This window comes from Halopseudomonas sp., from assembly GCF_038130085.1.
Classification (GTDB): Bacteria; Pseudomonadota; Gammaproteobacteria; order Pseudomonadales; family Pseudomonadaceae; genus Halopseudomonas.
Genome location: NZ_JAYPMU010000020.1, coordinates 1 through 20,686, shown reverse-complemented (window position 1 = coordinate 20,686; position 20,686 = coordinate 1). Strand labels below are relative to the sequence as shown.

The 20,686-nt window shown below is 62.0% G+C and carries 25 protein-coding genes and 2 pseudogenes; 15 read left to right on the top strand and 12 right to left on the bottom strand.

What is annotated here, in order from left to right; genetic code table 11:
* Nucleotides 1-23: 23 nt before the first annotated feature.
* Nucleotides 24-479 carry a hypothetical protein gene (locus AAFM31_RS13940; protein ID WP_341708533.1) on the top strand — a complete coding sequence of 152 codons (456 nt, stop codon included), beginning with the start codon at nucleotides 24-26 and terminating at the stop codon, nucleotides 477-479.
* Here AAFM31_RS13940 and AAFM31_RS13935 read toward each other — a convergent pair.
* Nucleotides 476-1,630: a helix-turn-helix transcriptional regulator gene (locus AAFM31_RS13935; RefSeq protein WP_341708532.1), complete on the bottom strand. Its 1,155-nt coding sequence runs from the start codon at nucleotides 1,628-1,630 to the stop codon at nucleotides 476-478. The genes AAFM31_RS13940 and AAFM31_RS13935 overlap by 4 nt on opposite strands.
* Nucleotides 1,631-1,678: 48 nt before the next feature.
* Nucleotides 1,679-2,026 (bottom strand): hypothetical protein, encoded by a 348-nt coding sequence (locus AAFM31_RS13930; RefSeq protein ID WP_341708531.1) that lies wholly within the window; start codon nucleotides 2,024-2,026, stop codon nucleotides 1,679-1,681.
* Between the two features lie 227 nt (nucleotides 2,027-2,253).
* On the opposite strand from AAFM31_RS13930, the gene AAFM31_RS13925 reads away from it, so the two are divergent.
* From AAFM31_RS13925 to AAFM31_RS13900, 6 genes are all read left to right on the top strand, one after another.
* Nucleotides 2,254-3,177, top strand: coding sequence for a hypothetical protein (locus AAFM31_RS13925; protein WP_341708530.1), 924 nt, complete (start codon nucleotides 2,254-2,256; stop codon nucleotides 3,175-3,177).
* Nucleotides 3,178-3,280: 103 nt separating this feature from the next.
* A complete protein-coding gene (locus AAFM31_RS13920; RefSeq protein ID WP_341708529.1) occupies nucleotides 3,281-3,583 on the top strand; it encodes a DUF2845 domain-containing protein in 303 nt (100 codons plus the stop codon).
* 77 nt (nucleotides 3,584-3,660) lie between these two features.
* Nucleotides 3,661-4,290 (top strand): SDR family oxidoreductase, encoded by a 630-nt coding sequence (locus AAFM31_RS13915; RefSeq protein WP_341708528.1) that lies wholly within the window; start codon nucleotides 3,661-3,663, stop codon nucleotides 4,288-4,290.
* A 96-nt stretch (nucleotides 4,291-4,386) separates the two neighbouring features.
* Nucleotides 4,387-4,809, top strand: a complete 423-nt coding sequence (locus AAFM31_RS13910) for a GFA family protein (protein WP_341708527.1) — start codon at nucleotides 4,387-4,389, stop codon at nucleotides 4,807-4,809.
* 122 nt (nucleotides 4,810-4,931) lie between these two features.
* A complete protein-coding gene (locus tag AAFM31_RS13905; protein WP_341708526.1) occupies nucleotides 4,932-5,312 on the top strand; it encodes a VOC family protein in 381 nt (126 codons plus the stop codon).
* A 166-nt stretch (nucleotides 5,313-5,478) separates the two neighbouring features.
* Nucleotides 5,479-5,973 carry an STM3941 family protein gene (locus AAFM31_RS13900; RefSeq protein ID WP_341708525.1) on the top strand — a complete coding sequence of 165 codons (495 nt, stop codon included), beginning with the start codon at nucleotides 5,479-5,481 and terminating at the stop codon, nucleotides 5,971-5,973.
* A 3-nt stretch (nucleotides 5,974-5,976) separates the two neighbouring features.
* Here AAFM31_RS13900 and AAFM31_RS13895 read toward each other — a convergent pair whose 3' ends face one another.
* A complete protein-coding gene (locus AAFM31_RS13895) occupies nucleotides 5,977-6,456 on the bottom strand; it encodes a helix-turn-helix domain-containing protein (RefSeq protein ID WP_341708524.1) in 480 nt (159 codons plus the stop codon).
* A gap of 108 nt (nucleotides 6,457-6,564) precedes the next feature.
* On the opposite strand from AAFM31_RS13895, the gene AAFM31_RS13890 reads away from it, so the two are divergent.
* From AAFM31_RS13890 to AAFM31_RS13880, 3 genes are all read left to right on the top strand, one after another.
* Complete coding sequence (locus AAFM31_RS13890; protein WP_341708523.1) at nucleotides 6,565-7,296, top strand: SDR family oxidoreductase; 732 nt, start codon at nucleotides 6,565-6,567, stop codon at nucleotides 7,294-7,296.
* 21 nt (nucleotides 7,297-7,317) lie between these two features.
* Entirely contained in the window at nucleotides 7,318-7,905 is a 588-nt protein-coding gene (locus AAFM31_RS13885) for a 2-hydroxychromene-2-carboxylate isomerase (protein WP_341708522.1), read from the top strand.
* A gap of 178 nt (nucleotides 7,906-8,083) precedes the next feature.
* The gene (locus AAFM31_RS13880) at nucleotides 8,084-8,428 is read left to right on the top strand and encodes a GlpM family protein (RefSeq protein ID WP_341708570.1); all 345 of its coding nucleotides are present in this window, start codon (nucleotides 8,084-8,086) and stop codon (nucleotides 8,426-8,428) included.
* 11 nt (nucleotides 8,429-8,439) lie between these two features.
* Here AAFM31_RS13880 and dtd read toward each other — a convergent pair whose 3' ends face one another.
* Complete coding sequence (gene dtd / locus AAFM31_RS13875) at nucleotides 8,440-8,877, bottom strand: D-aminoacyl-tRNA deacylase (protein WP_341708521.1); 438 nt, start codon at nucleotides 8,875-8,877, stop codon at nucleotides 8,440-8,442.
* Between the two features lies 1 nt (nucleotide 8,878).
* The gene (gene pip / locus AAFM31_RS13870; protein WP_341708520.1) at nucleotides 8,879-9,850 is read right to left on the bottom strand and encodes a prolyl aminopeptidase; all 972 of its coding nucleotides are present in this window, start codon (nucleotides 9,848-9,850) and stop codon (nucleotides 8,879-8,881) included.
* Nucleotides 9,851-9,939: 89 nt separating this feature from the next.
* On the opposite strand from pip, the gene AAFM31_RS13865 reads away from it, so the two are divergent.
* Nucleotides 9,940-10,368 (top strand): hypothetical protein, encoded by a 429-nt coding sequence (locus tag AAFM31_RS13865; RefSeq protein ID WP_341708519.1) that lies wholly within the window; start codon nucleotides 9,940-9,942, stop codon nucleotides 10,366-10,368.
* Nucleotide 10,369: 1 nt separating this feature from the next.
* Entirely contained in the window at nucleotides 10,370-11,356 is a 987-nt protein-coding gene (locus AAFM31_RS13860) for a DUF2891 domain-containing protein (protein ID WP_341708518.1), read from the top strand.
* Nucleotides 11,357-11,366: 10 nt separating this feature from the next.
* Here AAFM31_RS13860 and AAFM31_RS13855 read toward each other — a convergent pair whose 3' ends face one another.
* Nucleotides 11,367-13,013, bottom strand: coding sequence for an FMN-binding glutamate synthase family protein (locus AAFM31_RS13855; protein ID WP_341708517.1), 1,647 nt, complete (start codon nucleotides 13,011-13,013; stop codon nucleotides 11,367-11,369).
* Between the two features lie 137 nt (nucleotides 13,014-13,150).
* On the opposite strand from AAFM31_RS13855, the gene AAFM31_RS13850 reads away from it, so the two are divergent.
* The 3 genes from AAFM31_RS13850 to AAFM31_RS13840 all read left to right on the top strand — a co-directional run bounded on the left by AAFM31_RS13850 (nucleotide 13,151) and on the right by AAFM31_RS13840 (nucleotide 16,486).
* On the top strand, nucleotides 13,151-14,212 hold the full coding sequence (locus AAFM31_RS13850; RefSeq protein WP_341708516.1) for an AraC family transcriptional regulator: 1,062 nt from the start codon (nucleotides 13,151-13,153) through the stop codon (nucleotides 14,210-14,212).
* A gap of 133 nt (nucleotides 14,213-14,345) precedes the next feature.
* Nucleotides 14,346-15,398 (top strand): histone deacetylase family protein, encoded by a 1,053-nt coding sequence (locus AAFM31_RS13845; protein WP_341708515.1) that lies wholly within the window; start codon nucleotides 14,346-14,348, stop codon nucleotides 15,396-15,398.
* Complete coding sequence (locus tag AAFM31_RS13840) at nucleotides 15,395-16,486, top strand: polyamine ABC transporter substrate-binding protein (RefSeq protein ID WP_371833039.1); 1,092 nt, start codon at nucleotides 15,395-15,397, stop codon at nucleotides 16,484-16,486. Before AAFM31_RS13845 ends, AAFM31_RS13840 begins: the two co-directional genes overlap by 4 nt.
* A 462-nt stretch (nucleotides 16,487-16,948) precedes the next feature.
* On the opposite strand, the gene AAFM31_RS13835 is transcribed toward AAFM31_RS13840, so the two are convergent.
* The 6 genes and pseudogenes from AAFM31_RS13835 to AAFM31_RS13810 form a co-directional block, all read right to left on the bottom strand.
* Nucleotides 16,949-17,530, bottom strand: coding sequence for an NnrU family protein (locus AAFM31_RS13835; RefSeq protein WP_341708514.1), 582 nt, complete (start codon nucleotides 17,528-17,530; stop codon nucleotides 16,949-16,951).
* 55 nt (nucleotides 17,531-17,585) lie between these two features.
* Complete coding sequence (locus AAFM31_RS13830; protein WP_341708513.1) at nucleotides 17,586-18,272, bottom strand: META domain-containing protein; 687 nt, start codon at nucleotides 18,270-18,272, stop codon at nucleotides 17,586-17,588.
* 71 nt (nucleotides 18,273-18,343) lie between these two features.
* The gene (locus AAFM31_RS13825; protein WP_341708568.1) at nucleotides 18,344-19,129 is read right to left on the bottom strand and encodes a PhzF family phenazine biosynthesis protein; all 786 of its coding nucleotides are present in this window, start codon (nucleotides 19,127-19,129) and stop codon (nucleotides 18,344-18,346) included.
* Nucleotides 19,130-19,228: 99 nt separating this feature from the next.
* Entirely contained in the window at nucleotides 19,229-19,771 is a 543-nt protein-coding gene (locus tag AAFM31_RS13820) for a DUF924 family protein (RefSeq protein WP_341708567.1), read from the bottom strand.
* A 60-nt stretch (nucleotides 19,772-19,831) separates the two neighbouring features.
* Nucleotides 19,832-20,299: pseudogene (locus tag AAFM31_RS13815) on the bottom strand (DinB family protein); the annotation flags it as partial.
* 78 nt (nucleotides 20,300-20,377) lie between these two features.
* Nucleotides 20,378-20,686, bottom strand: a pseudogene (locus tag AAFM31_RS13810) (VOC family protein); the annotation flags it as partial.

Genomic DNA, 20,686 nt, shown 5'->3' with positions numbered 1-20,686 from the left:
TCCTTCCTAGAGAGCCAGAAGATATGAAAGCTGCTCTATTCGTCATCGTTGCTGCGCTGTCCGCCTGCGCTTCAGCGGAATCACCGCCGCCTCTAGAAAGTGCGCTTGCTGATCAGTTCGGTGAGGACGTGCCGGCGCATCAGCGTGCAGTCATCGACCTCAACGCCGACGGCTTCGATGATGCTCTGGTCTATGCGCTGGGTTCTGACTGGTGCGGGTCGGCCGGCTGCACGCTGTTCGTGTTCAAGGGCAGTCCCGAGGGTTTCTCGCTGCTGTCCAGAAGCACGGTCGTGCAGCTACCGCTGTCGGTGTCCACGCAGCACAGTGCGGGCTGGCGGGACCTGATAGTGCACGCCAAGGGTCAGGGCAATGTGGTGCTCAAGGCGACCGCCGAAGGCTATCCGCTCAACCCGTCGCTGCAGCCAGCGGCATCGGCTGACGACCTGCAAGGTAGCGAGATTCTGCTCGACTACAACTAGCCCAATGCCCGAACCAGCATGGAAACCAGCTCGGTTTGCTTGCGGTAGCCGTTTTTGCCGAGCAGGTTCTTGATGTGCTGCCGCGCGGTGTGGACCGAGATGAAACGTTTCTCGGCGATATCGTTGGCACTCAGCCCCTGAATCAGGTCGCCCGCTACCCCCGCTTCTGCCGGGGTACAGTCAAACAGTTGCTGCAGTCGCTGCAGATCCGGCGCCTGATGGTTGCTGAAACTGAACAGTTCGACCAGCACGCCGTTATTCTCGACACTCTCGGCCACCAGGGGCGTCAGGCAAAGTGCAATCCGCTCCTCGCCGGTTTCAACAAACAGAGTGCGGGTATCCAGCGTGCCCTGATGCGAGTGAAGGATGCAGGTGCTCAGCGCGGCACCCAACTTGCGCGCCACCTGTGGGTTCCGGCTCTGCAACCGCTGATGATCGTCAATGTACAGTGTGCCGCTGCGCTCGAGCAGCGCTCGGGCGGCGTCATTCGCCTGTGCGACGCTGGCCAGGGCGTTGAATACGATTAACGGCTTGTTAACGTGATTCATCGCCAGCGCAAGATTTTCATTGTTGTTGCTCGACTGATAGAGCTTCAGATGCAGCGCCACCGCGTTCTCGATATGCGGCGCCAGCAAGTTCATCTGCATCAACTCGTCATGGGTGTAGGGTCCATGATCCCGGTGCCGATTGGCCATGAATACAACATTACTGCCGGGGTCACGGGCAACCAGCATCCCGGCGCTATCACCCATGCCGACCTGCTCAGCCCAGACGCGGCTCTCGGGGCCAAGGATGTCGAGAATGGTGCCCTCGGTGCTGCCACGCATGAACGAATCAAACTGACGTGGAGGCAACTGCACGTAGCGACTCAGCGCTTCGTCCCGTTCCGGCAGATCACTGTTCATATACCAGGCCTCAAAGCCCTCCGGATAACCGAAGGTCCAGCCGTAGATCAGCCGCTGAGGTTTGCTGGAAACACCGAGAATGCCGCCCTGCAGGGCTTTGAAATGCTCCCGAAAGGCGTTGAAGAAGGGCTCAAAACCAGAGCTGTCGTGCAGGCAGCGGTAGAGCGTGCCAACCAGGTTGTTATAGGCCTGCAACATCTCCCCGCTGAGTGCCGGGAAGGTCAAATCAGCGCTTTGAGTCGCCATACTACGGAACCCTTTTTACCAAGCCGTCCGGCCTGCTGAGGCGAGGGACTATTCCACTCGCACCAGCTTGATGTTGACCAGCTCGTTACCCTGCATCAGGGTCTTGTCATCGACGATGGTCCAGACTTCTTCGGTCTCGCCGCTCTTGAACACCAGATAGCGTTTGCCCGCCGACTCGCGCTCGAAGATATCATCGAAGGTCGTGCGCTTACCTTCGGACTCGATGTAGTCGTCACCAATCACCAGACGATCCGCCCCAGCCATCTCAGCAAAGGCGTTGAGCACCTCGTTGCTGGAGCCGGCCCGGCTCTCGTAGACGCCCTCGAAGTCGTGACCGCCGCAGGCGCTGAGGAGTGCGGCCGCAACCAGCAGGGCACTGTACTTGAACAGTTTCATGTGAAGCTCCTTGAGCAATACCGCAGCGGCGGCGTGCCGGACATCATAACCCGATAGTGCGACCGTCCAAACCCTGACCTGCGCTCTCCCGAGCATGTCGATAACCCCGATGAATAGCGCGCCACAGAGCATTTGCCGCCATCCCGAGCTGCCGCCTAAACTCGATCGTTCATTCAGGCACGTGCCAATGGCCGTGCAGCTATCCACCCTTTCAGGAAGACAGCCTCATGAGCTTCGATACTCCCCTCTACCTCTGCGGCCCGCTGCGCGAGCCCAAGCAGATGCTGGCCGACCAGGAATACAGCGGTCACTCTTCGATCCACGACGACAGCATGGCCGAGAAGCTGGGCTTTCGCGCCGGCCCGATCGAAGGTCCGACCCACTTCAGCCAGTTCACCCCGCTGTTGGTAGAAATCTGGGGCCAGGCGTGGTTTGAGCGCGGCTGCTTCTCCTCGCACTTCCAGAACATGGTGGTCGAAGGCGAACAGGTACGTGCCTTCGTCGAGCGCCCCGCCCCGGGCCAGACCCGCGTGCGCTGCTGGGCCGAGAAGGCCGACGGCACGCCGGTTCTGGAAGCCAGTGCGAGTATCGGCGCTGCGCCGGGCGAAAGCCTGCTGTACGAGCGCATGGCCAAGCTGCGAGCGCCAGAGAAGCTGGTGATCCTGGCGGATCTGCACGTTGGCATGAAAGGCGCCGCAGACGAGAAAGTACGCATGGACCCCGATCAGCACATGGGCAAACTCTATCCGTTCTCACTGAACCAGAAGCTGGCCGGCATCACCGAAAACTCGCCCTGGTATTCCGACGCCAGCAGCACGCCCTGGGGCCGAGCGGTGATCCCCACCGAAATGGTCAGCGTGCTCGCCGAGTACACCAGCAAGGAAGCCGAGTTTCCCGTCAAACAACCGGTTATCGGTCTGTTCGCCGATCAGGAAATCCGCATGATCGACGGCCCGCTGCTGGTCGGCGAGGACTACCTGATTCGCCGCGAAATCGTCGCCCTGTCCGAGAGCAAGCGCACCGAGTCCTATTGGGTGCTGTCGCGCATCTATGACGCCAGCGGCGAGGTACTCAAAGCCGAAATGCTGCTCAACCACGCCACCCTCAAGCACTCCTACGCCAACTACGAGGCAGAAGCCGCGGCGCTCTGAAGAGCGCTCTGCGCCATCACTGTGCTCGACTCCGGCCCTTGCACGGGGCCGGAGCCGGTGGGACTATCGGGACAGGCACAGCCATCGACCGGAGGACCCCGGGATGCTAACCAGATCACGCCGAACGGCCCTGTTGGCCGCGTTGCTGACAACCCTTTTCAACCTGCCTGCCCACGCGCTACGCTGTGGTACCGATATCGTCGACGAGGGCGATCTCAAGTTCGAGGTGCTGCAGTCCTGCGGCGAGCCCATATCGCGCGAGGTCATCGGCTACGTCGACAGTGTGCAGTTGAATGACCGCATACGAGTCATGAACATTGAGGAATGGATCTACCAGATTCGCGGCAACTACCAAAGCCTTGAGTTCGAAGGGAACCGCCTGGTACGCATTACCCGCATCCGCTGACCATCACCGTCGACGATGCGCCAATAACAACAAACGCACTCCCCGAGGGTGTGAAACACAGGTGAGGATGTCGCTCCATGAGCAAGACACTGGTTATCGGCAGTACCGGTCAAATTGGGCTGCAGTTGCTGCCGCTGCTGCAGCAGGCAGGCCTGAACGTCGTCGCCCTGACCCGCAATCCCGGCAAGTTGGCTGGTATCGACGGGCTGGAGATCATCGAGGGCGATCTGGAAAGCGACTTCGAACACGCCTTTGCCGGCTGTGATCGCGTCATTTTTACTGCGGGTTCCGGCGCCAGCACCGGCGCAGACAAGACCCTGCTGGTCGATCTCTGGGCTGCGCGCAAGGCCGTCGACTACGCCCTCAAACACCACCTCAAGCACTTCGTCATGGTCAGCTCACGAGGAGCCGACAACCCCGACCGCGGCAATTCGCCAATCAAGCCCTATCTGATTGCCAAGTGCTTTGCCGATGAATACCTGCAACGCTCAGGCGTGCCTTACACCATTCTGCGTCCGGGCCGATTGACCGACAACACGGCCACCGGTTGCATTACCACCCGTCGACCTGAAGATGCCGAGCGCCAGCACATCAGCCGCGCCGATACCGCACGCATCATCGCCCACGTGGTCAAGACCGGGCAAAGCCGCAACACCATCTACGAGCTGTATCAGGGCGACACCCCGTTCGCCGACCTGATCGCCTGACGCCCCATCCCAGAACCAGGTGCGCCCGCCAGCCCCGCCACGGGGCTGGCTCAGCTATGCTGACGTGAGTCCGGCATCATCACTGGGAGCCAAGCCATGTCACCGATCAAAACCCTCGAAGGGCATTGCCTGTGTGGCGCGGTTACCCTGCGCGCCTCCATCAACCACGATCAGGTAGGTGCCTGCCACTGCTCGACCTGTCGACGCTGGGGCGGCGGCCCGCTGCTCGCGGTCGAAAGCGATCAGCCAGTCGACTGCAGCGGAGAGCAGCATATCGGCGTGTATGCCTCATCGGACTGGGCCGAGCGCGGCTTCTGCAAGGAGTGCGGCACCCACCTGTTTTACCGTCTGCGCGAGCACGCCTTCTACGCCATTCCGGTCGGTCTGTTCGACGAGCAGGAGGGCTGGCAGCTTAACCGTGAAGTTTTCATTGATCAGAAGCCTGCGTTCTATTGCTTCGCCCAGCGCACCGAGCAGCTCACCGGCGAAGAACTGTTCGCGCTGCACAGCAGTGACTGATCAATAAATGCGCCTTATGGCCGATCAATCTCCCCCTACGGAGGCATTGACGCCAACGCGGCTTACGCGGAGGCTTGAGGCGAAGTAGCACCAAAACAACACCAACAAGAAGGGACCACCCGATGTTCAGTCACATCATGCTTGGCGCCAATGATCTGGAAAAATCCAAGGCGTTCTACGATGCCACCCTCGGCGTTGTCGGCTGCAAGCCCGGCTTTGCCGACCCCAAGGGCCGCATCTTCTACATGACTCCCACCGGCGTCTTTGCCATCACCAAACCGATCAATGGTGAGCCGGCCTGCTGCGGCAACGGCAGCACCATCGGCTTTGCCATGGAGAGCCCGGAACAGGCCGACGCCTGGCACGCTGCTGGTCTGGCTGCGGGCGGTACCGACTGTGAAGATCCGCCGGGCGTACGCGAAGGCAACGGCATGAAGCTGTATCTGGCCTACCTGCGCGACCCGTCCGGCAACAAGCTGTGCGCGATGTACCGCATGCCTTGATGCCCCGCGCTCCGGTCGACGCCTGTCGACCGGACGCTCTTTCCAAGTCCTTCCTCGCACAACCCAGAGCCATCTACACCCACCGCAACCTGCTGCAAACCAGATCGGGTATAGTCGTCAGTCGCATTCGCGGCAGGGAATCCAATCACGGCACAGGAAGCGCCCGATGGACACGCTCAACATCCATGTCTCAAAACTACAGTTCTCACTTATCAACCTCGCCAGCCTGGGAGGTATCGTTCTGTTCATGTCCGCAAGCCAGGAGCAACGATCCGATCCCCTGTTCTGGGTCAGTCTGCTGGCGGTTCTGCTCATGTTTTTTGGGTCGCTGTACCGTCTTCTTAACGCCGGTCCGGAACTGGTTCTCGACAACAGGGGATTGACCTATAAATATCTGAAGGTCGGTACGATCTACTGGAGCGACATCATTTTCGCTCGCGCTGTCGAAGGCCATAACATCAAGCTTGTAATGGTCTGGGTGCGCAATCCCCAAGACTATCTGCAGCGGCTTTCTCCCGCCAGACGCTGGCTACTGGGCGAGCGAAAAAACAAACCAGCCCCGCCTTTTCAAATCGCGCTCAACGGCCTGAAAATCAGCGCACAACAGCTTGAGGAGGAAATTCGCAAACGAGCTATAGCAGCGCAAGGTAGGGCTGCGTGACGCTCAGCCCGCCAGCAGCTTTTCCACGTCCTCGCCAAAGGCCGCACCGGCACGCACCTCGACATCCCGCGGGCCAACCGGCTCAGCACATTCGGAGCAGACCATCACCGGTTTCATGCGCTGGCCGCAGCCCTTGTGGTAGTGCTCGATCGGCGCGCCGCGCTCATCGGCCATCCAGGTATCACCCCAGCTGACCAGCGACAGAATCACCGGATGCAGGGCCAGCCCCTTGTCGGTCAATCGATACTCTTCACGCAGCGGGCGCTGCTGATACGGCACCTTGACCAGTACCTCATGCTCGACCAGTTTCTTCAGCCGATCAGCCAGCAGGTGGCGGGTCAGGCCAATGCGCCGCTCGAAGGCATCAAAGCGGCGCACGCCGAGAAAGCAGTCGCGCAGAATTAGCAGCGTCCAGCGGTCGCCAACCACGGCGAGCGTGCGTGACATCGAGCAGGGCTGCTCGCCCAGTTCTTCCCAGCGCATGAGTATCTCCTCCGGTTACTGTCTGCAGCGTAGCTTGACAAGTTCCAAAATGAAACCCACTATCAAGTCAGTTCCAAAAAAGAACCATAGATAATCGAGGAATCTCTCATGACTGCAGCCACACCCGTAGCGGTAGTGATCGGTGCCGGTGATGCCACCGGTGGCGCTATCGCTCGCCGCTTTGCTCGAGAAGGCTTTACCCTCTGTGTGACCCGCCGCAATGCCGACAGCCTGAGCGAACTGGTCAGCCAGATCGAGGCGGACGGCGGCAAGGCCCACGCGTTCGGCTGCGACGCCCGCAGCGAAGAAGAAATGGTTGGCTTGTTCGAGCACATAGAACGAGAGATCGGCCCTATTGAAGTGGCAATTTTCAACATCGGTGCCAACGTCCGCTTTGGCATCACTGACACCACCGCCCGGGTGTATCGCAAGGTCTGGGAGATGGCTGGCTTCGCCGGTTTCCTTACCGGCCGTGAAGCCGCCAAGGTCATGCTGCCGCGCGGCAAGGGCACGATCATTTTCACCGGTGCCACCGCCTCACTGCGCGGCGGGTCGGGTTTCTCCGCGTTCGCCGGCGCCAAGTTCGCCCTGCGTGCGCTGGCCCAGAGCATGGCCCGCGAGCTGGGGCCGCAGGGCATCCACGTCGCCCACCCGATCATCGACGGCGCCATCGATACCGCCTTCATCCGCGACAACTTCCCCGAGCGGTATGCGCTGAAAGATCAGGGTGGCATCCTCAACCCCGATCATATCGCCGACCAGTACTGGGCCATTCACGCGCAACCGCGTGACAGCTGGACCCACGAGCTGGACCTGCGTCCGTGGATGGAAACCTTTTAATCCCGCTCCGGAGAGAGACACATGAGCAAGACCATCGAGTTTTATTTTGACGTCGGCAGCCCGGCCAGCTATTTGGCCTGGACCCAGCTCCCGGCGATTGCCGAACGTACCGGTGCCAACCTGGTCCTGAAGCCCATGCTGCTCGGCGGTGTGTTCATGGCCACCGGCAACAGCTCGCCGGCGACCGTCGCAGCCAAGGGCGCGTATTCGCGCATTGATATGCAGCGCTACGCCAAACGCTATGGCGTGACTCTGAACCAGAATCCCTTCTTCCCGATCAACACCCTGCAACTGATGCGCGCGATCACGGCTTATCAGGGCACGCCGGAGTTCGACCGTCTGCTGACGGCAACCTTCAACGCCATGTGGGTCAACGAGCTGAACATGGGTGAGCCCGAGGTGGTCGGCAAGGTGCTGATCGAGGCCGGGTTTGACCCTGCCGAGGTGATGGCCAAGGCCAGCGCCCCGGCCGTTAAGGAACAGCTCAAGAGCGCGACCGAGGAAGCGATTAGTCGCGGCGTGTTCGGTGCACCGACCTGCTTTGTGGATGGTGAAATGTTCTTCGGCCAAGACCGCCTGGACTGGATCGAAGCGGCCGCCCGCAGCTGACCCAACACACCGACGGTGGCCGCGGGGCTGCCGTTGGTCGCCTGCCGTCAGCACCCGCTCTGCAGCTGATTGACGGCGATCTCGGCGCGGCATACATTCGCCACCGATGAGCAGCGTTCTGGCGTCCTGCCCCTGCTCAGGGATTCCCTGTCCCTACTGTCCCGGATCTATCCACATGCTGTCCCTTGCCCTCAAATGTGTGCTGGGTGCGCTCGCAGTGCTGCTGATTGCCCTGCTGGCGAAGACAAAGAGCTTTTATGTAGCCGGCCTGGTGCCGCTGTTTCCGACCTTCGCGATCATTGCCCACTACATTGTCGGCAGCGAGCGACTGGCCAGTGACCTGCGCAGTACGGCGATCTTCGGCCTCTGGTCGCTGCTGCCCTACGCGGCTTACCTGTGCTCAATCGTGCTGCTGAGTGAACGCTTTACACTGGCCGTGACCCTGGCATTGGGCGCGCTGGCATGGGCGCTGGCCGCAGCCATGCTGCTGACTGTCTGGACCCGGGTGTACCCGGTTGCCTGAACCAAAGGCGTTCAGATCTCCAGCATGAAGGTTACCGGCCCGTCGTTGACCAGATGCACCTGCATGTCGGCCCCGAAACGCCCGGTCGCCACCTGCGGGTGCAGGGCGCACGCCTGCGTTACCAGATAATTGAACAGCGCCTCGGCCCGATCCGGCGGCGCAGCGGTGGAGAAGCCGGGGCGACGCCCCTTGCGGGTATCCGCCGCCAGGGTGAACTGAGACACCAGCAGCAGGCCGCCCTGCACGTCGGTCAGCGAATCGTTCATGCGTCCGTCTGCATCGGTGAAGACGCGATACTCAAGCAGGCGCTTGAGCAGCTTGTCGGCACTGGCCTCGGTATCCTGCGGCTCGATACCAACCAGCACCAGCAGCCCTTGATCAATTGCCCCGACAATCTCGCTGTCGACTTCAACCCGGGCCTGACGCACCCGTTGCAGCAATCCCTTCATATCACTCGGCCTGCGGTGTCAGATTAAGCAGCCGACGGGCCATATCGCCGGTAGCCCGCACCAGCGCATCGGCAATACCCGGTTCGGAGGCGGCATGACCGGCATCACGGATAATGTTCAGCTCACTGCCGGGCCAGCGCTGATGCAGCGCGTGGGCGTTATCCAGCGGGCAGACCATGTCATAACGGCCGTGCACGATGATGCCCGGGATATGGGCGATGCGGTCCATGTTGTCGAGCAACTGATTGGGAGCAAGGAAGGTCTTGTTGGCGAAGTAATGACACTCGATGCGGGCAATCGCGTAGGCACGGCGGGCATCGCTGAAGCGCTCGATCACCTGCGGGCTGGGGCGCAGAGTAGCGCAGCGCCCCTCCCAGACCGACCACGCCTTGGCCGCGTGCATGCGGCAGATTTCATCGTCACCGGTCAGCCGACGATAGTAGGCGGCGACCATGTCGGCGCGCTCTTCCTCAGGAATCAGACTCAAATAGTCTTCCCAGTAATCGGGGAACACATGGCTGGCGCCATCCTGATAAAACCATCGGATGTCCTGCTCACGGCACAGGAAGATGCCGCGCAGCACCATGCCGAGTACCCGATCAGGGTGCGCCTGAGCGTAAGCCAGCGCCAGCGTCGAGCCCCAGGAGCCGCCGAACAACACCCACTTTTCGATGCCCAGCTGCTCACGCAGCGCTTCCATGTCGGCGACCAGATCCGCGGTGGTATTGTTTTCCAGGCTGCCGTGCGGCGTGGAGCGGCCACAGCCGCGCTGATCGAAGGTCACAATGCGGTAGACCGAAGGGTCGAAGAAGCGGCGGCTCAGCGCATCACAGCCAGCTCCGGGACCACCATGAATGAACACCACCGGCAGGCCATCGGGCTGACCGCTTTCATCCGCGTAAAGCACATGGGGTGGTGTTACTGCCAGCTCATGGCGGGCGTAAGGTTTGATCTCCGGATACAACAGCTGCATGATGGGCTCCCTGGCCTGCGCCGGCACCATCGCCGCGCGCCTCACGTTGGAAGCCCCAACATTACTGACCCGCGAGGCCGCTGTCACCTATGCGTTTTTTGCTTGCCGCCCTGCTTGCCCTGAGCCTCTTCGGTTGCGGCGCGTCCAGCCCGGACGAACGCCTGAATCAGGCCATCGACCAACTGCAGAACGGCATAGAAGAGCGCGACCGGCGCGCAGTCATGGACCTGCTGCACCCCGAGTTCATTGCCCAGAGCCAGTACGACCAAGACTGGGCCGACCGCACCCTGCGGCTGATGTTTCTGCGCAACCAACGCATCAACGTGCTGGTCACGCGCCAGCAAACAGAGATAGATCCAACCTACAGCCAACGCGCCGAAAGCCAGGCCCGCGTCACCCTGACCGGTGCCGAGCGTCTGATCCCCAACAGCGCAGGCCAGTACGATATTCGTCTGCTGTGGGAAGACACGGACGGCCGCTGGCTGCTGCGCGACATCGACTGGCAGCCGGTACGCTGAGATGACCGCGGCGCCGGCCTACGCCTCACTGGCGCACATCGCTCTCGGACACATCACCCGCACTTATCCGCATAGCGGGCCGCAACGCCTGCTGCGCGCTGCCGACTGGCAACCACCCGAGCAAGCCCACCCAGTGTTCTGCGGCAGCTACGACTGGCACTCCTGCGTGCATAGCCACTGGCTGCTGGTTCGGGTGCTGAACCGCGCGGCTGCGCTGCCGGAAGCCGATGCCATCCGCCAGCGTCTCGCCTGCATCAGCGACCACGCTGTCGCCACCGAAATGGCCACCTTCGAGCGCCAGGGCGCCGGGTTTGAGCGCCCCTACGGCTGGGCCTGGCTGCTGCAGTTGCAGGCCGAATTGTTGCGCAGCAATGAGCCAGTCGCCGGGCAGGCCGCCAAGCGGCTGCAACCGCTGGCTGAGCTGTTGCGCAAGCGCCTGCTGGACTACCTTCCGCGCCTGCCCTACCCCATCCGCAGCGGCCAGCACAACAACACCGCTTTTGCCCTGTTGCTGGCACTGGACTACGCCGCGACAACGGGCGACACGGCACTCGATGCGCTGCTGCGCCAGCGCGCTCTCGACTGGTTTGCTGCCGACACCCACTGCACGGCCTGGGGTGAACCGGGTGGTGAGGACTTTCTGTCCCCAGCGCTGCAGCAGGCGGTGCTGATGCAGCAGTTGCTCGAGGGAAAGGCCTTCGACGACTGGCTGGCAGCGTTTCTGCCAGAGCTTGCCAAGCAGCAACCGGCCACCCTGTTCCAGCCAGTCAATGCAGGTGAGCGCAGCGACGGCAAGCTCGCCCATTTGGACGGACTCAACCTCAGCCGCGCCTGGTGCTGGTTCCAACTCTCAGCAACACGTCCATCCCTGCGCGCTGCGGCCGACGCCCACTTGGCTGCCGCAATTGACCATCTGCAGGACGACTATATGGGCAGCCATTGGCTGGCGACCTTTGCCCTGCTGGCACAGGAAGCCGCGACGAAATAAACCTGTCAGATCAGCGCACTTTGGTTTCGCGCAGCTTGAGCATGTAGTCCGGCGGCGCAAAGCTGTCGGACCGGGCCTGGGCCCAGTACTTCTTGAACAGGTGAATTTCCGCCCGCCCGTCCAGCAGCACGCCGGGTTCAAGAAACTCGAACAGCTCGCTGTAAGGCCGCACCTCTGCCCGTGAGACTCGCCGGATCATATGCTCCGGCCCCAGCTCGCTCGGGTGATTCAGACCCGCGGCCTCCAGCATGTGCGCCAGCGCCAGCACGGTATTGCGATGGAAGTGATAGACCCGCTCACTCTTGTCGGCCACATCCAGCCGGGCGCTGCGGTCAGGGTCCTGCGTTGCCACACCGCTCGGGCACTTGCCGCTGTGACAGCTCAGGCTCTGAATGCAGCCCAGCGCAAACATATAGCCACGCGCCGCGTTGCACCAGTCAGCGCCGATAGCCAGGGTGCGAGCGATATTGAACGCCGTGGTGATCTTGCCGGCGGCACCGATATGAATCTTTTCCCGCAGATTGGCTCCGACCAGGGTGTTGTGCACCAGCAGCAAACCATCGGTCATCGGCGTACCGAGACGGTTGATGAACTCCAGTGGCGCTGCCCCGGTGCCACCCTCACCGCCGTCGACCACGATAAAGTCCGGGTGCTCGCCCGTCTCGATCATCGCCTTGACGATACCGAACCATTCCCACGGGTGCCCGATCGCCAGCTTGAAGCCGACCGGTTTACCGCCGGACAGCTCACGCAGTCTGGCGATAAACGCCATCAACTCCAGCGGCGTGCGGAAGGCCGAGTGGGCGGCCGGCGAGACCACGTCCTGCCCCTGCGGCACTCCGCGCGCCTCGGCGATTTCTGCCGACACCTTGGCGCCCGGGAGAATACCGCCGTGCCCGGGTTTGGCGCCCTGCGACAGCTTGATTTCAATCATCTTCACCTGTGGCAGCCGCGCGTTGCGCTCGAACAGCTCCGCGTCAAAGCTGCCGTCCGGCGCGCGACAGCCGAAGTATCCCGAGCCGATTTCCCAGACCAGATCACCACCGGGCCGCAGATGGTAGCGCGAGATCGAGCCCTCGCCGGTGTCGTGATAAAAGCCGCCCTTCTTCGCCCCGGTGTTGAGCGCCAGAATCGCGTTGGCCGACAGCGAGCCAAAGCTCATCGCCGAGATATTGAACACACTGACGTCGTAGGGCTGGGTGGTTTTCGGGTGGCTGCCAACCCGCACCCGGAAGTTGCTGTCGGCAATGTGCACCGGCGCCAGCGAATGGTTCAGCCACTCGTAGCCGTCTTCGTTCATGTGCACCAAGGAGCCGAACGGCTTTTTATCCAGCACATTCTTGGCGCGCTGGTAGACCACGCTGCGCTGCTCACGGGAGAACGGTAGCTCATCGGTGTCGGACTGAATGAAGTACTGGCGCAGCTCTGGCCCGATGGATTCGAGCAGGTAGCGGAAGTGCGCGACCACCGGGTAATTGCGACTGACCGTGCGCTTGCGCTGCACCACATCCCACACCCCGAGCAGTGCCAACGCCAGCAGCGGCGCCGCCAGCAACCACCAGAGCGGCGAGAGTAAAGTCAGGCCGAGGCTGATCAGGGCGCCCAGCGCACACAGCAGCCAGGTCAGATAACGTGAGGGAATCGCAGTCAGTCGCATGCAGGTGTCCTTGTCAGCGGTGTAGCAAGCCTGAGGAGTCATAGCACATCCACCCGGTCGCTGCACGGTCAGCGCTGGCCGGTGGACTGGCACCCTTTGTGCTTCACTGAAAGCAGCAGAGCAGCAAGAGAGTCACCATGACCCATCACGACATTTCCTGTCAGGCACCAGACCTGCGACTGATCAGCTTGCAAAGCACCTGTCTGATTGCCTGCTGGCTGGCAGAACACGGCCTGCCGGTCGAGCCGGTGCTGGAAGGCAGCGGCCTGAGCCAGGCGGACCTGCAAACCCCTGCCCTGCTGATCACCCCGGAACAGGAACAGATCGTATTTGCCAATACAGTCGCGCTGACGGCCGACCCGCTGATCGGCCTGAAGCTCGGCCAACGCATGCGCGTCTCGGCCTATGGTCAGCTGGGCTACGCGATGCTCTCGGCACCCACACTGCTCGATGCCCTGCAGGTCATGCTGGCGTTTCCGGTGCTGCTCGGCAGCTACTTCCGCCTGCAACTGGAAACTCTGGCCGATGGCCAACTGGCCTTGCGGGCCGACCACTATCACGAGTCGCCCAGCCTGCGCCTGTTCAACGTCGAGCTGTGTCTGTCGTCAATCAAGGCGATGCTGGATGACGCCCTTGGCGCCCAGTTGCAACTGAGCGCGGTGCACCTGAGCAGTAATCAGCCCGCCCACGGTGATCATTACCCGCTCTATTTCGGTTCTTGCCCACTGCATACCGGCCAGGATGCTGAGCGGCTGGTGTTTGCGCCGGGCTCGCTGGATGCGGTCTTGCCGCTGGCAGAACCGGTTACCCACTTTGAAGCCAAACGCCACTGCCAGACCGTACAGGACAGCTTCCGTCCGGAACCCTCGGCCTTGGTCAGCCAGCTCAGCGCGCAGCTCGCGCAACAGCTCGAAGCACCGCCAACGCTGGAGCAGCTGGCCAATCAGATGCACTGCACCACCCGCACCCTGCGTCGGCACCTGCAGCGTGCTGGCTGCGGCTATCAGCAGTTGCTTGACCAACTGCGCTTCCAGCGCGCCAAGCTGCTGCTCAACCACGAGCAGATGCCCATCTACGCGATTGCCGAACAACTCGGTTTCAGCGAAACCGCCAGTTTCCGCCATGCCTTCCAGCGTTGGTCCGGCACCACGCCTCGTGCCTGGCGGCAGAACCACCCCCACGCTTACGGCCAACTCTGACGCGATCAAAACGGATTTCGCCGGCCACATTGCTGTCCGTTTCGATCCCTTTTCTGTCCCTCTGCAGCATTTCCTGCGGCCACGGTGCGCGCCATGATCAATGGCAACCGAGTCACCAGCCACAGGATTTACCATGCAGACGTTCTACAGTGACGACCATCGACTGCACCACGCCAACGCCGAACTGAACAACGGCCAGCTGATGCCCTGCTTCGAGATGCCCTCACGCGCCGATATGGTGCTGGAACAGGTGAAACGAACCGGTTTAGGGCCGATCAGCGAGCCGCAGGACTTTGGTCTGGGGCCGATCAAGCGGGTGCACAGCCAGGATTTTGTCGACTTTATCCAAAGCGCCTGGCCGCGCTGGAGCGCTATCGGCCGCAGCCACGACATGCTGCCACTGGCCTGGCCGCCGCGGCGCATGCCATCACGCTGCCCGGAAGACATCGACGGTCAGCTTGGCTACTACAGCTTTGACGTCGGCGCGCCGCTGACGGCGGGCAGTTGGCAGGCCATCTACAGCAGCGCTCAGGTCGCGCTCAGCGCCCAGGCTCACCTGTGCGCCGGTGCCCACAGCGCCTTCGCCCTGTGCCGCCCACCGGGGCACCACGCCGGTATCGACTACATGGGCGGCTACTGCTACCTGAACAACGCCGCCATTGCCGCGCAGGCCATGCTCGATCAGGGCGCCAGCAAGGTCGCCATCCTCGATGTCGACTTCCACCACGGCAACGGCACCCAGGACATTTTCTACCAGCGCCCGGACGTGCTGTTCACCTCGATTCACGGCGACCCGCGCAACGAGTACCCCTGTTTTGCCGGCTACGCCGACGAGCGCGGCGAAGGCACCGGGCTTGGCTACAACCACAACTACCCGCTGCCCGCCGGCAGCGATTGGACGGTCTGGTCGCAGGCACTGCGCGATGCGCTGCGGCAGATCGCCGGGTTTGGCGCCGATTATCTGATCGTCTCGCTCGGCGTGGACACCTACCTGGCCGACCCGATCTCCAGCTTCAAACTCGACAGCCCCGACTATCTGAAGATGGGCGAGCTGATTGCCGGGCTGGGGCTGCCAACACTGTTTGTCATGGAGGGCGGCTACGCCGTCGAAGAGATCGGCATCAACGCCGTCAACGTCCTCACCGCTTTTGACGCTACTGTATCGACTCAAGGAGCAGCACAATGAAACTGGCAAGCAAACTGGGGCTAATCGCCCCGCTGGCGGCGCTGTCATTCAGTGCCATGGCCGCCGATCAGGTGAAGATCTACAACTGGTTCGACTACACCCCGCAGACCACCCTGGACGGCTTCCAGGCCGCAACCGGCATCACCCCGACCCTCGACACCTTCGACTCCAACGAGGTGCTGGAAGCCAAGTTGCTGTCGGGCCAGTCAGGCTATGATGTGGTCGTCCCGAGCGACAGTTTTCTCGCCAAACAGCGTCAGGCCGGCGCCTTCCAGCCGCTGGACAAAAACCTGCTGCCGAACCTTGGCAACCTCAATGCCGACCTGATGAAAGTGCTCGAAGGCAGCGACCCCGGCAACCAGTACGCCGTGCCCTACATGTGGGGTACCAACGGTATCGGCTACAACCCGGAGAAGGTCCGCGCAGTGCTCGGCGATGACGCCCCGGTCGACTCCTGGGCACTGGTGTTTGATCCAAAGAACATGGAGAAGCTGGCCGAGTGCGGCGTGGCCTTCCTTGACTCACCATCAGAAATCCTGCCGGGCGCCCTGCACTATCTGGGTCTGGACCCGAACAGCACCAAGAGCGAAGACTACGACGCCGCGGTCGCGATGATGAGCAAGATCCAGCCCTACGTGCGCTACTTCAACTCCTCGCGCTTTCTCAACGACATCGCCAACGGTGAAATCTGCGTTGCAGTAGCCTGGTCGGGCAGCATCCTGCAGGCCAACTCGCGTGCTCAGGAAGCGAACAACGGCGTTCACCTGGAATACCGGATTCCCAAGGAAGGCGCACAGGTCTGGTTCGATTTGATGGCGATTCCGAAGGACGCACCCAACCCGGCTGCAGCCCACGCCTTCATCAACTACCTGCTCAAACCCGACGTGGTTGCCGAAATCAGCAACCTGGTGGGCTACGCCAACCCCAACGCAGCGGCAACCGAACTGGTTAACGAAAGCCTGCGCAACAACCCCGGCGCCTACCCGCCAGCAGAGGTACAGGCCCGCCTGTTCACGCTCAAACCGCTGCCATTGGCCGCCGAGCGTGTGCGCACCCGCGCCTGGAACCGGATCAAGACCGGGCAGTAATGTCAGTCTGATTTGAGCAAACTAAAAACCCGCAGCGATGCGGGTTTTTATCGCTTTTTCGATCAGGCCCGGGAGATACGCCGGAGTATATATCCGGGGCGATTTGCCAAATGCTCGAATGGTGAAGTGGGCACCGGGGTTCCTCCCGTCTGCGCGGGCGAGTAGCGCAGGCCTGACGGGAAAAAGAGTCATAGGATGTCTGAGGAGCGCAGCGACGAGTTTTATGACTCCCCGTCAGGCCGAGCAACACAGCGAACCCGCAGGGCCGCGTAGCCGGGTGCCCCGGGGGATCGCTAAGGGGGGCTGGGCAAGCAGCCCCCCTTGGCTCGCCGGGAAGGCGAAAATCAGGCTCGACAACAGCCCGGTGCAGAAAGCGGTCAACCGAAAGTGACGATCACCTCGACAACCCCGATCAACCAACAAAAAACCCGCATCACTGCGGGTTTTTTGTGCCTGCCTAGATCACACACCCATCGGTTTCACCCCGATCCAGGCCCCATGCAGATAGAACGCGAAGGCTGCCCAAGCGACCAGGCCAACCACCACAACCACCGCATCCATCATCGGTTTGCCCTTGCCGTAGCTGACACCGGCAACACGATCACGTTTGCGCGAGACCACAAACAGCGCGGTCGCCCAAGCGAGGAAGCCGCCGAACAGCAGCAGGTCGGCCAGCGAGCCATTGGCGATCAAGTGCGCCAACGCCCAGAACTTGACCCCCAGCAGCATCGGATGGCCTACCCGCGCCTTGATGCAAGAGCCCGGGATATAGGTCGCGACGATGAGGATAAAAGCAGGAATGGTCAGCAACGCGGCCAAATGGCGTGTCCAGACCGGCGAGATCCACAGCCAGGTCGGACTCATCCGCGCCTGACCATAACCGTAAATGATCAGGACGAAACCGACGATCGAGACCAGAGCGTAGATGCCTTTCCAGGCCAGCGGTCCCTTGGCGGCAATGAAGGACGCGCGCTTTTCAGCGGCGAACAGGCGGGCGGAGTGCATGCCCAGAAAGAGAATCAGGCCCAGAATCAGCAGCAGCATCACGGTACTCCGTTGTTATGGTTATGGTGCGCCGCCCGATAGCGGCGCTGCCATCTTACTCCAGCCGCGCTTTCAGGGAACCGCCCTCGTCGCTCTCCAGCAGCAAGGCGCCGGTTTCGTCGAGGTGGAAGCGGTCAATCTGCTCAAGGGTCTGCACAAAGCGGCTTTCCTGCTGGTCCAGCGCTGGCGCGCAGGCACGGCGCGTGGTTGCCAGCTGGCTCAACTGCAGATTGCGACCATCGACCTGATAGGCTCCGACGTAGTTGTTGCAGCTCGCGCGGCCGGTAACGCGGCCATCGTTGCCGAAATTGAGGGTCACCCTCGAGCTGTCAATGATGCCGCCTCGGTTGATGTCCTCGACCACCCACTCACCCGCCTGCAACACCAGCGCACCGGCCGGCTCACATTCCGGCAGACTTTCGCCGCGGATAGTCAGCAGGCCCTTGTCGCCCTTGTTCCAGAAACTGGTCGAACTGTCGCTCGGCGCTTCGTAGCGCGCGCCAGATGCCGTTACCACTCGCTCCAGTAGAAACCGGCCCTGCATCGCCTCGATCAGTGCTTGCTCACCGGTCAGGGTGACCCGCACCGGTGCGCCACCACACTGCAGAATCATGACCCCACGCTGCGGAATGCCCTGCTCGGGCGCGACCACCTCCGGCTCGGTTGACTCAAGGTTACTGCACCCTGCCAGCAACGCGGCGCTGATCATGCCGGCCGCCAGAGCCGCCTGTCTTGCTTTCATCCTGCATCTCCATGTCCAGTTCAATGCTGCAAGCATAGCCGTTCACCAGGCCCAGCATGGTTGCCTGGGTCTCAATCCGGCAAATGAATGCAGCCCTCGAGATAGAGCACTGCGTAGCCGCTGATGCGGACCCGCTCGGTCTCCACCTTGCAATACAGCACGCCGCCGCGGGCGGAAGCCTGCAACGCTTTCAACTCGGTACGCCCGAGCCGCTCGGCCCAGTAGGGCGCCAGCCCGGCATGAATAGACCCGGTTACCATATCTTCCAGCCCACCATTGGCGGGCCAAAAATAACGCGAGACAAAGTCACAGTCGTGCCCGGGCGCGGTAACCACAACATCGCGCGGAGCCAACTGACGGATCAGCTCCGGATCCTGTTCGACCGCACGCACCTGCTCCTCGTCAGCGTAGACCGCAAACCAGGCCTGGCGGTTGACCAATACCGCTTCAGGCCTCATCGACAGCCCGTCGAACAGCAGCGCGGGGGGCTCCTGTACCGGCTCCGGCGCCAGTCGCGGCGCATCCATGTGGATCAGTCCGTCGGCCTCGCGGCTGAGGCTCAGCTCGCCCACCGCCGGGGCTCGGAAGCGCAGAAGCTGCGCGTTCGGGTTCAGTCGGAACAACACAAACGCGGCGGCCAGCGTGGCGTGACCGCAGAAGTCGATTTCAGCCAGCGGCGAAAACCAGCGGATCGCATAGGCGCCATCGCCCAGAGCGATCACAAAGGCGGTTTCCGAAACATTGTTCTCGGCGGCAATCGCCTGCATCTGCGCAACCGGCAGCCAGTCTGCCAAGGGCACAACGGCAGCGTAGTTGCCACCAAACAGGGTGTCGGTAAAGGCGTCGACCTGATAGATCGGCAGTTGCATGGCGTTTCTCCGGCAAAAACTCCAACTTACGTCAGCCCGCGCAGGTTCGTCGCGGCACAATTTGCCGCACGACCACCGGTACAGTTTCTAGAAAGAGCTGCCCTTGGTACGCAGAAAGGCCGCTTCCTCCGCGCTGCTGGGCCGGCCCAGAATCGCATTGCGATGCGGGTAGCGGCCGAAGCGCTCGATAATCTCCTTGTGCCGCAGCTCGAAGCGCAGGTTATCTTCCAGGCCGGGCGTGCTGAACAACTTCAGCGCCTGCTCATGCATCGGCAACGATTCGCTGTGCATAAACGGCATGTACAGGAAGGCACGCCACGCTACCGGTAGCTGCTGATCGGCACCCTCGGCAACCGCCTCCTGCGCCAGCACCAGGGCCATCCCGTCACTGGCAAACGCCCGCGGCGTATCGCGCCAGATGTTGCGTGAAAACTGATCGAGCACAATGATCTCGGCCAACCTGCCCAACGCCGTGCCGCGCCAGTTCATCAACTCGCCGCGTACCGCCCGTTCATGCACCTCACCGAAACGGTTGCGAATCAGACCGTCCAGCTCCGGGTCCTTTTTCCACCACTGGGCGGGCTGCAGTTCACTGAACCAGAATGCCAGTACTTCATCAGCTGCAGACATCACCGTCTCCTGATCAATCTTCTGAGTAACCGCGGCAAGCCCCGGCATCTGGATCAGATCAGTTACACCCGGATCGGTTCCCAATTGCGATAGCAGCGTCGTGAGCTGCCCGCGGTGATGGGTCTGATGATTGAAGAAGTGGGTCAGCGCCAGCCACAGCGGGTAGCTACGTGGCTCTGGATTCACCAGACTGGTGTAGCGCAACTCGGCCGTCAGGCGGCTCGGTGGCAGGTTGTCGACTCAGTCGATGATCCGCGCATCCAACGCGTCACACTCGCTGCGCAGGTCGGAGAAGTCGGCATACAACTCTGCGTCCAGCGCCGTCGCGGCAAAAGGCTCATCGGTGAAGCGCCCCATCCACAGGTGGTCGGCGAGCAACAGGTGGTTAAGGGTGCCGTGAATTGAACTGAAGAAGGCGCCTCGGGGCGCGCGCCGTTCGGCCTCCCCCAGCCCCTCGCAAAGGCCGTAGAGCCGCTGGTTCATCCATTGGTTGTAGCGCGCGAAGGCTATCAGCTGAGCGTGGTGCATGAAGAGGGCTCCTTGGGCATCATCCCTTCCCAAGTCGACACGCAACGCTCTGCGTTGTCCAGTCTGGTGACCCCACCCTCAGTCCGGATCGTGGACAAATCCTCGGCACACCACCGCGAGCTTGTTACCGTCCGGGTCGCGCACGTAGGTGCTGTAGAAATCCGGGTTGTAGTGCTCGCGCAACGCCGGCTCGCCTTCACTGCTGCCACCGTTTGCCAGCGCAGCGGCATGAAAGGCACGAACCGACTTCCAGTCGGGCGCGGCAAGGGCCACCATCACCCCGTTGCCGACCGACGCCGGCTGCCCGTCAAAGGGCTCACACACCCAAAGCGCTAAGGAAACGCTGCACAAATCAGCCATCTGCCTGAGTACCCAGCCCCGAGTATA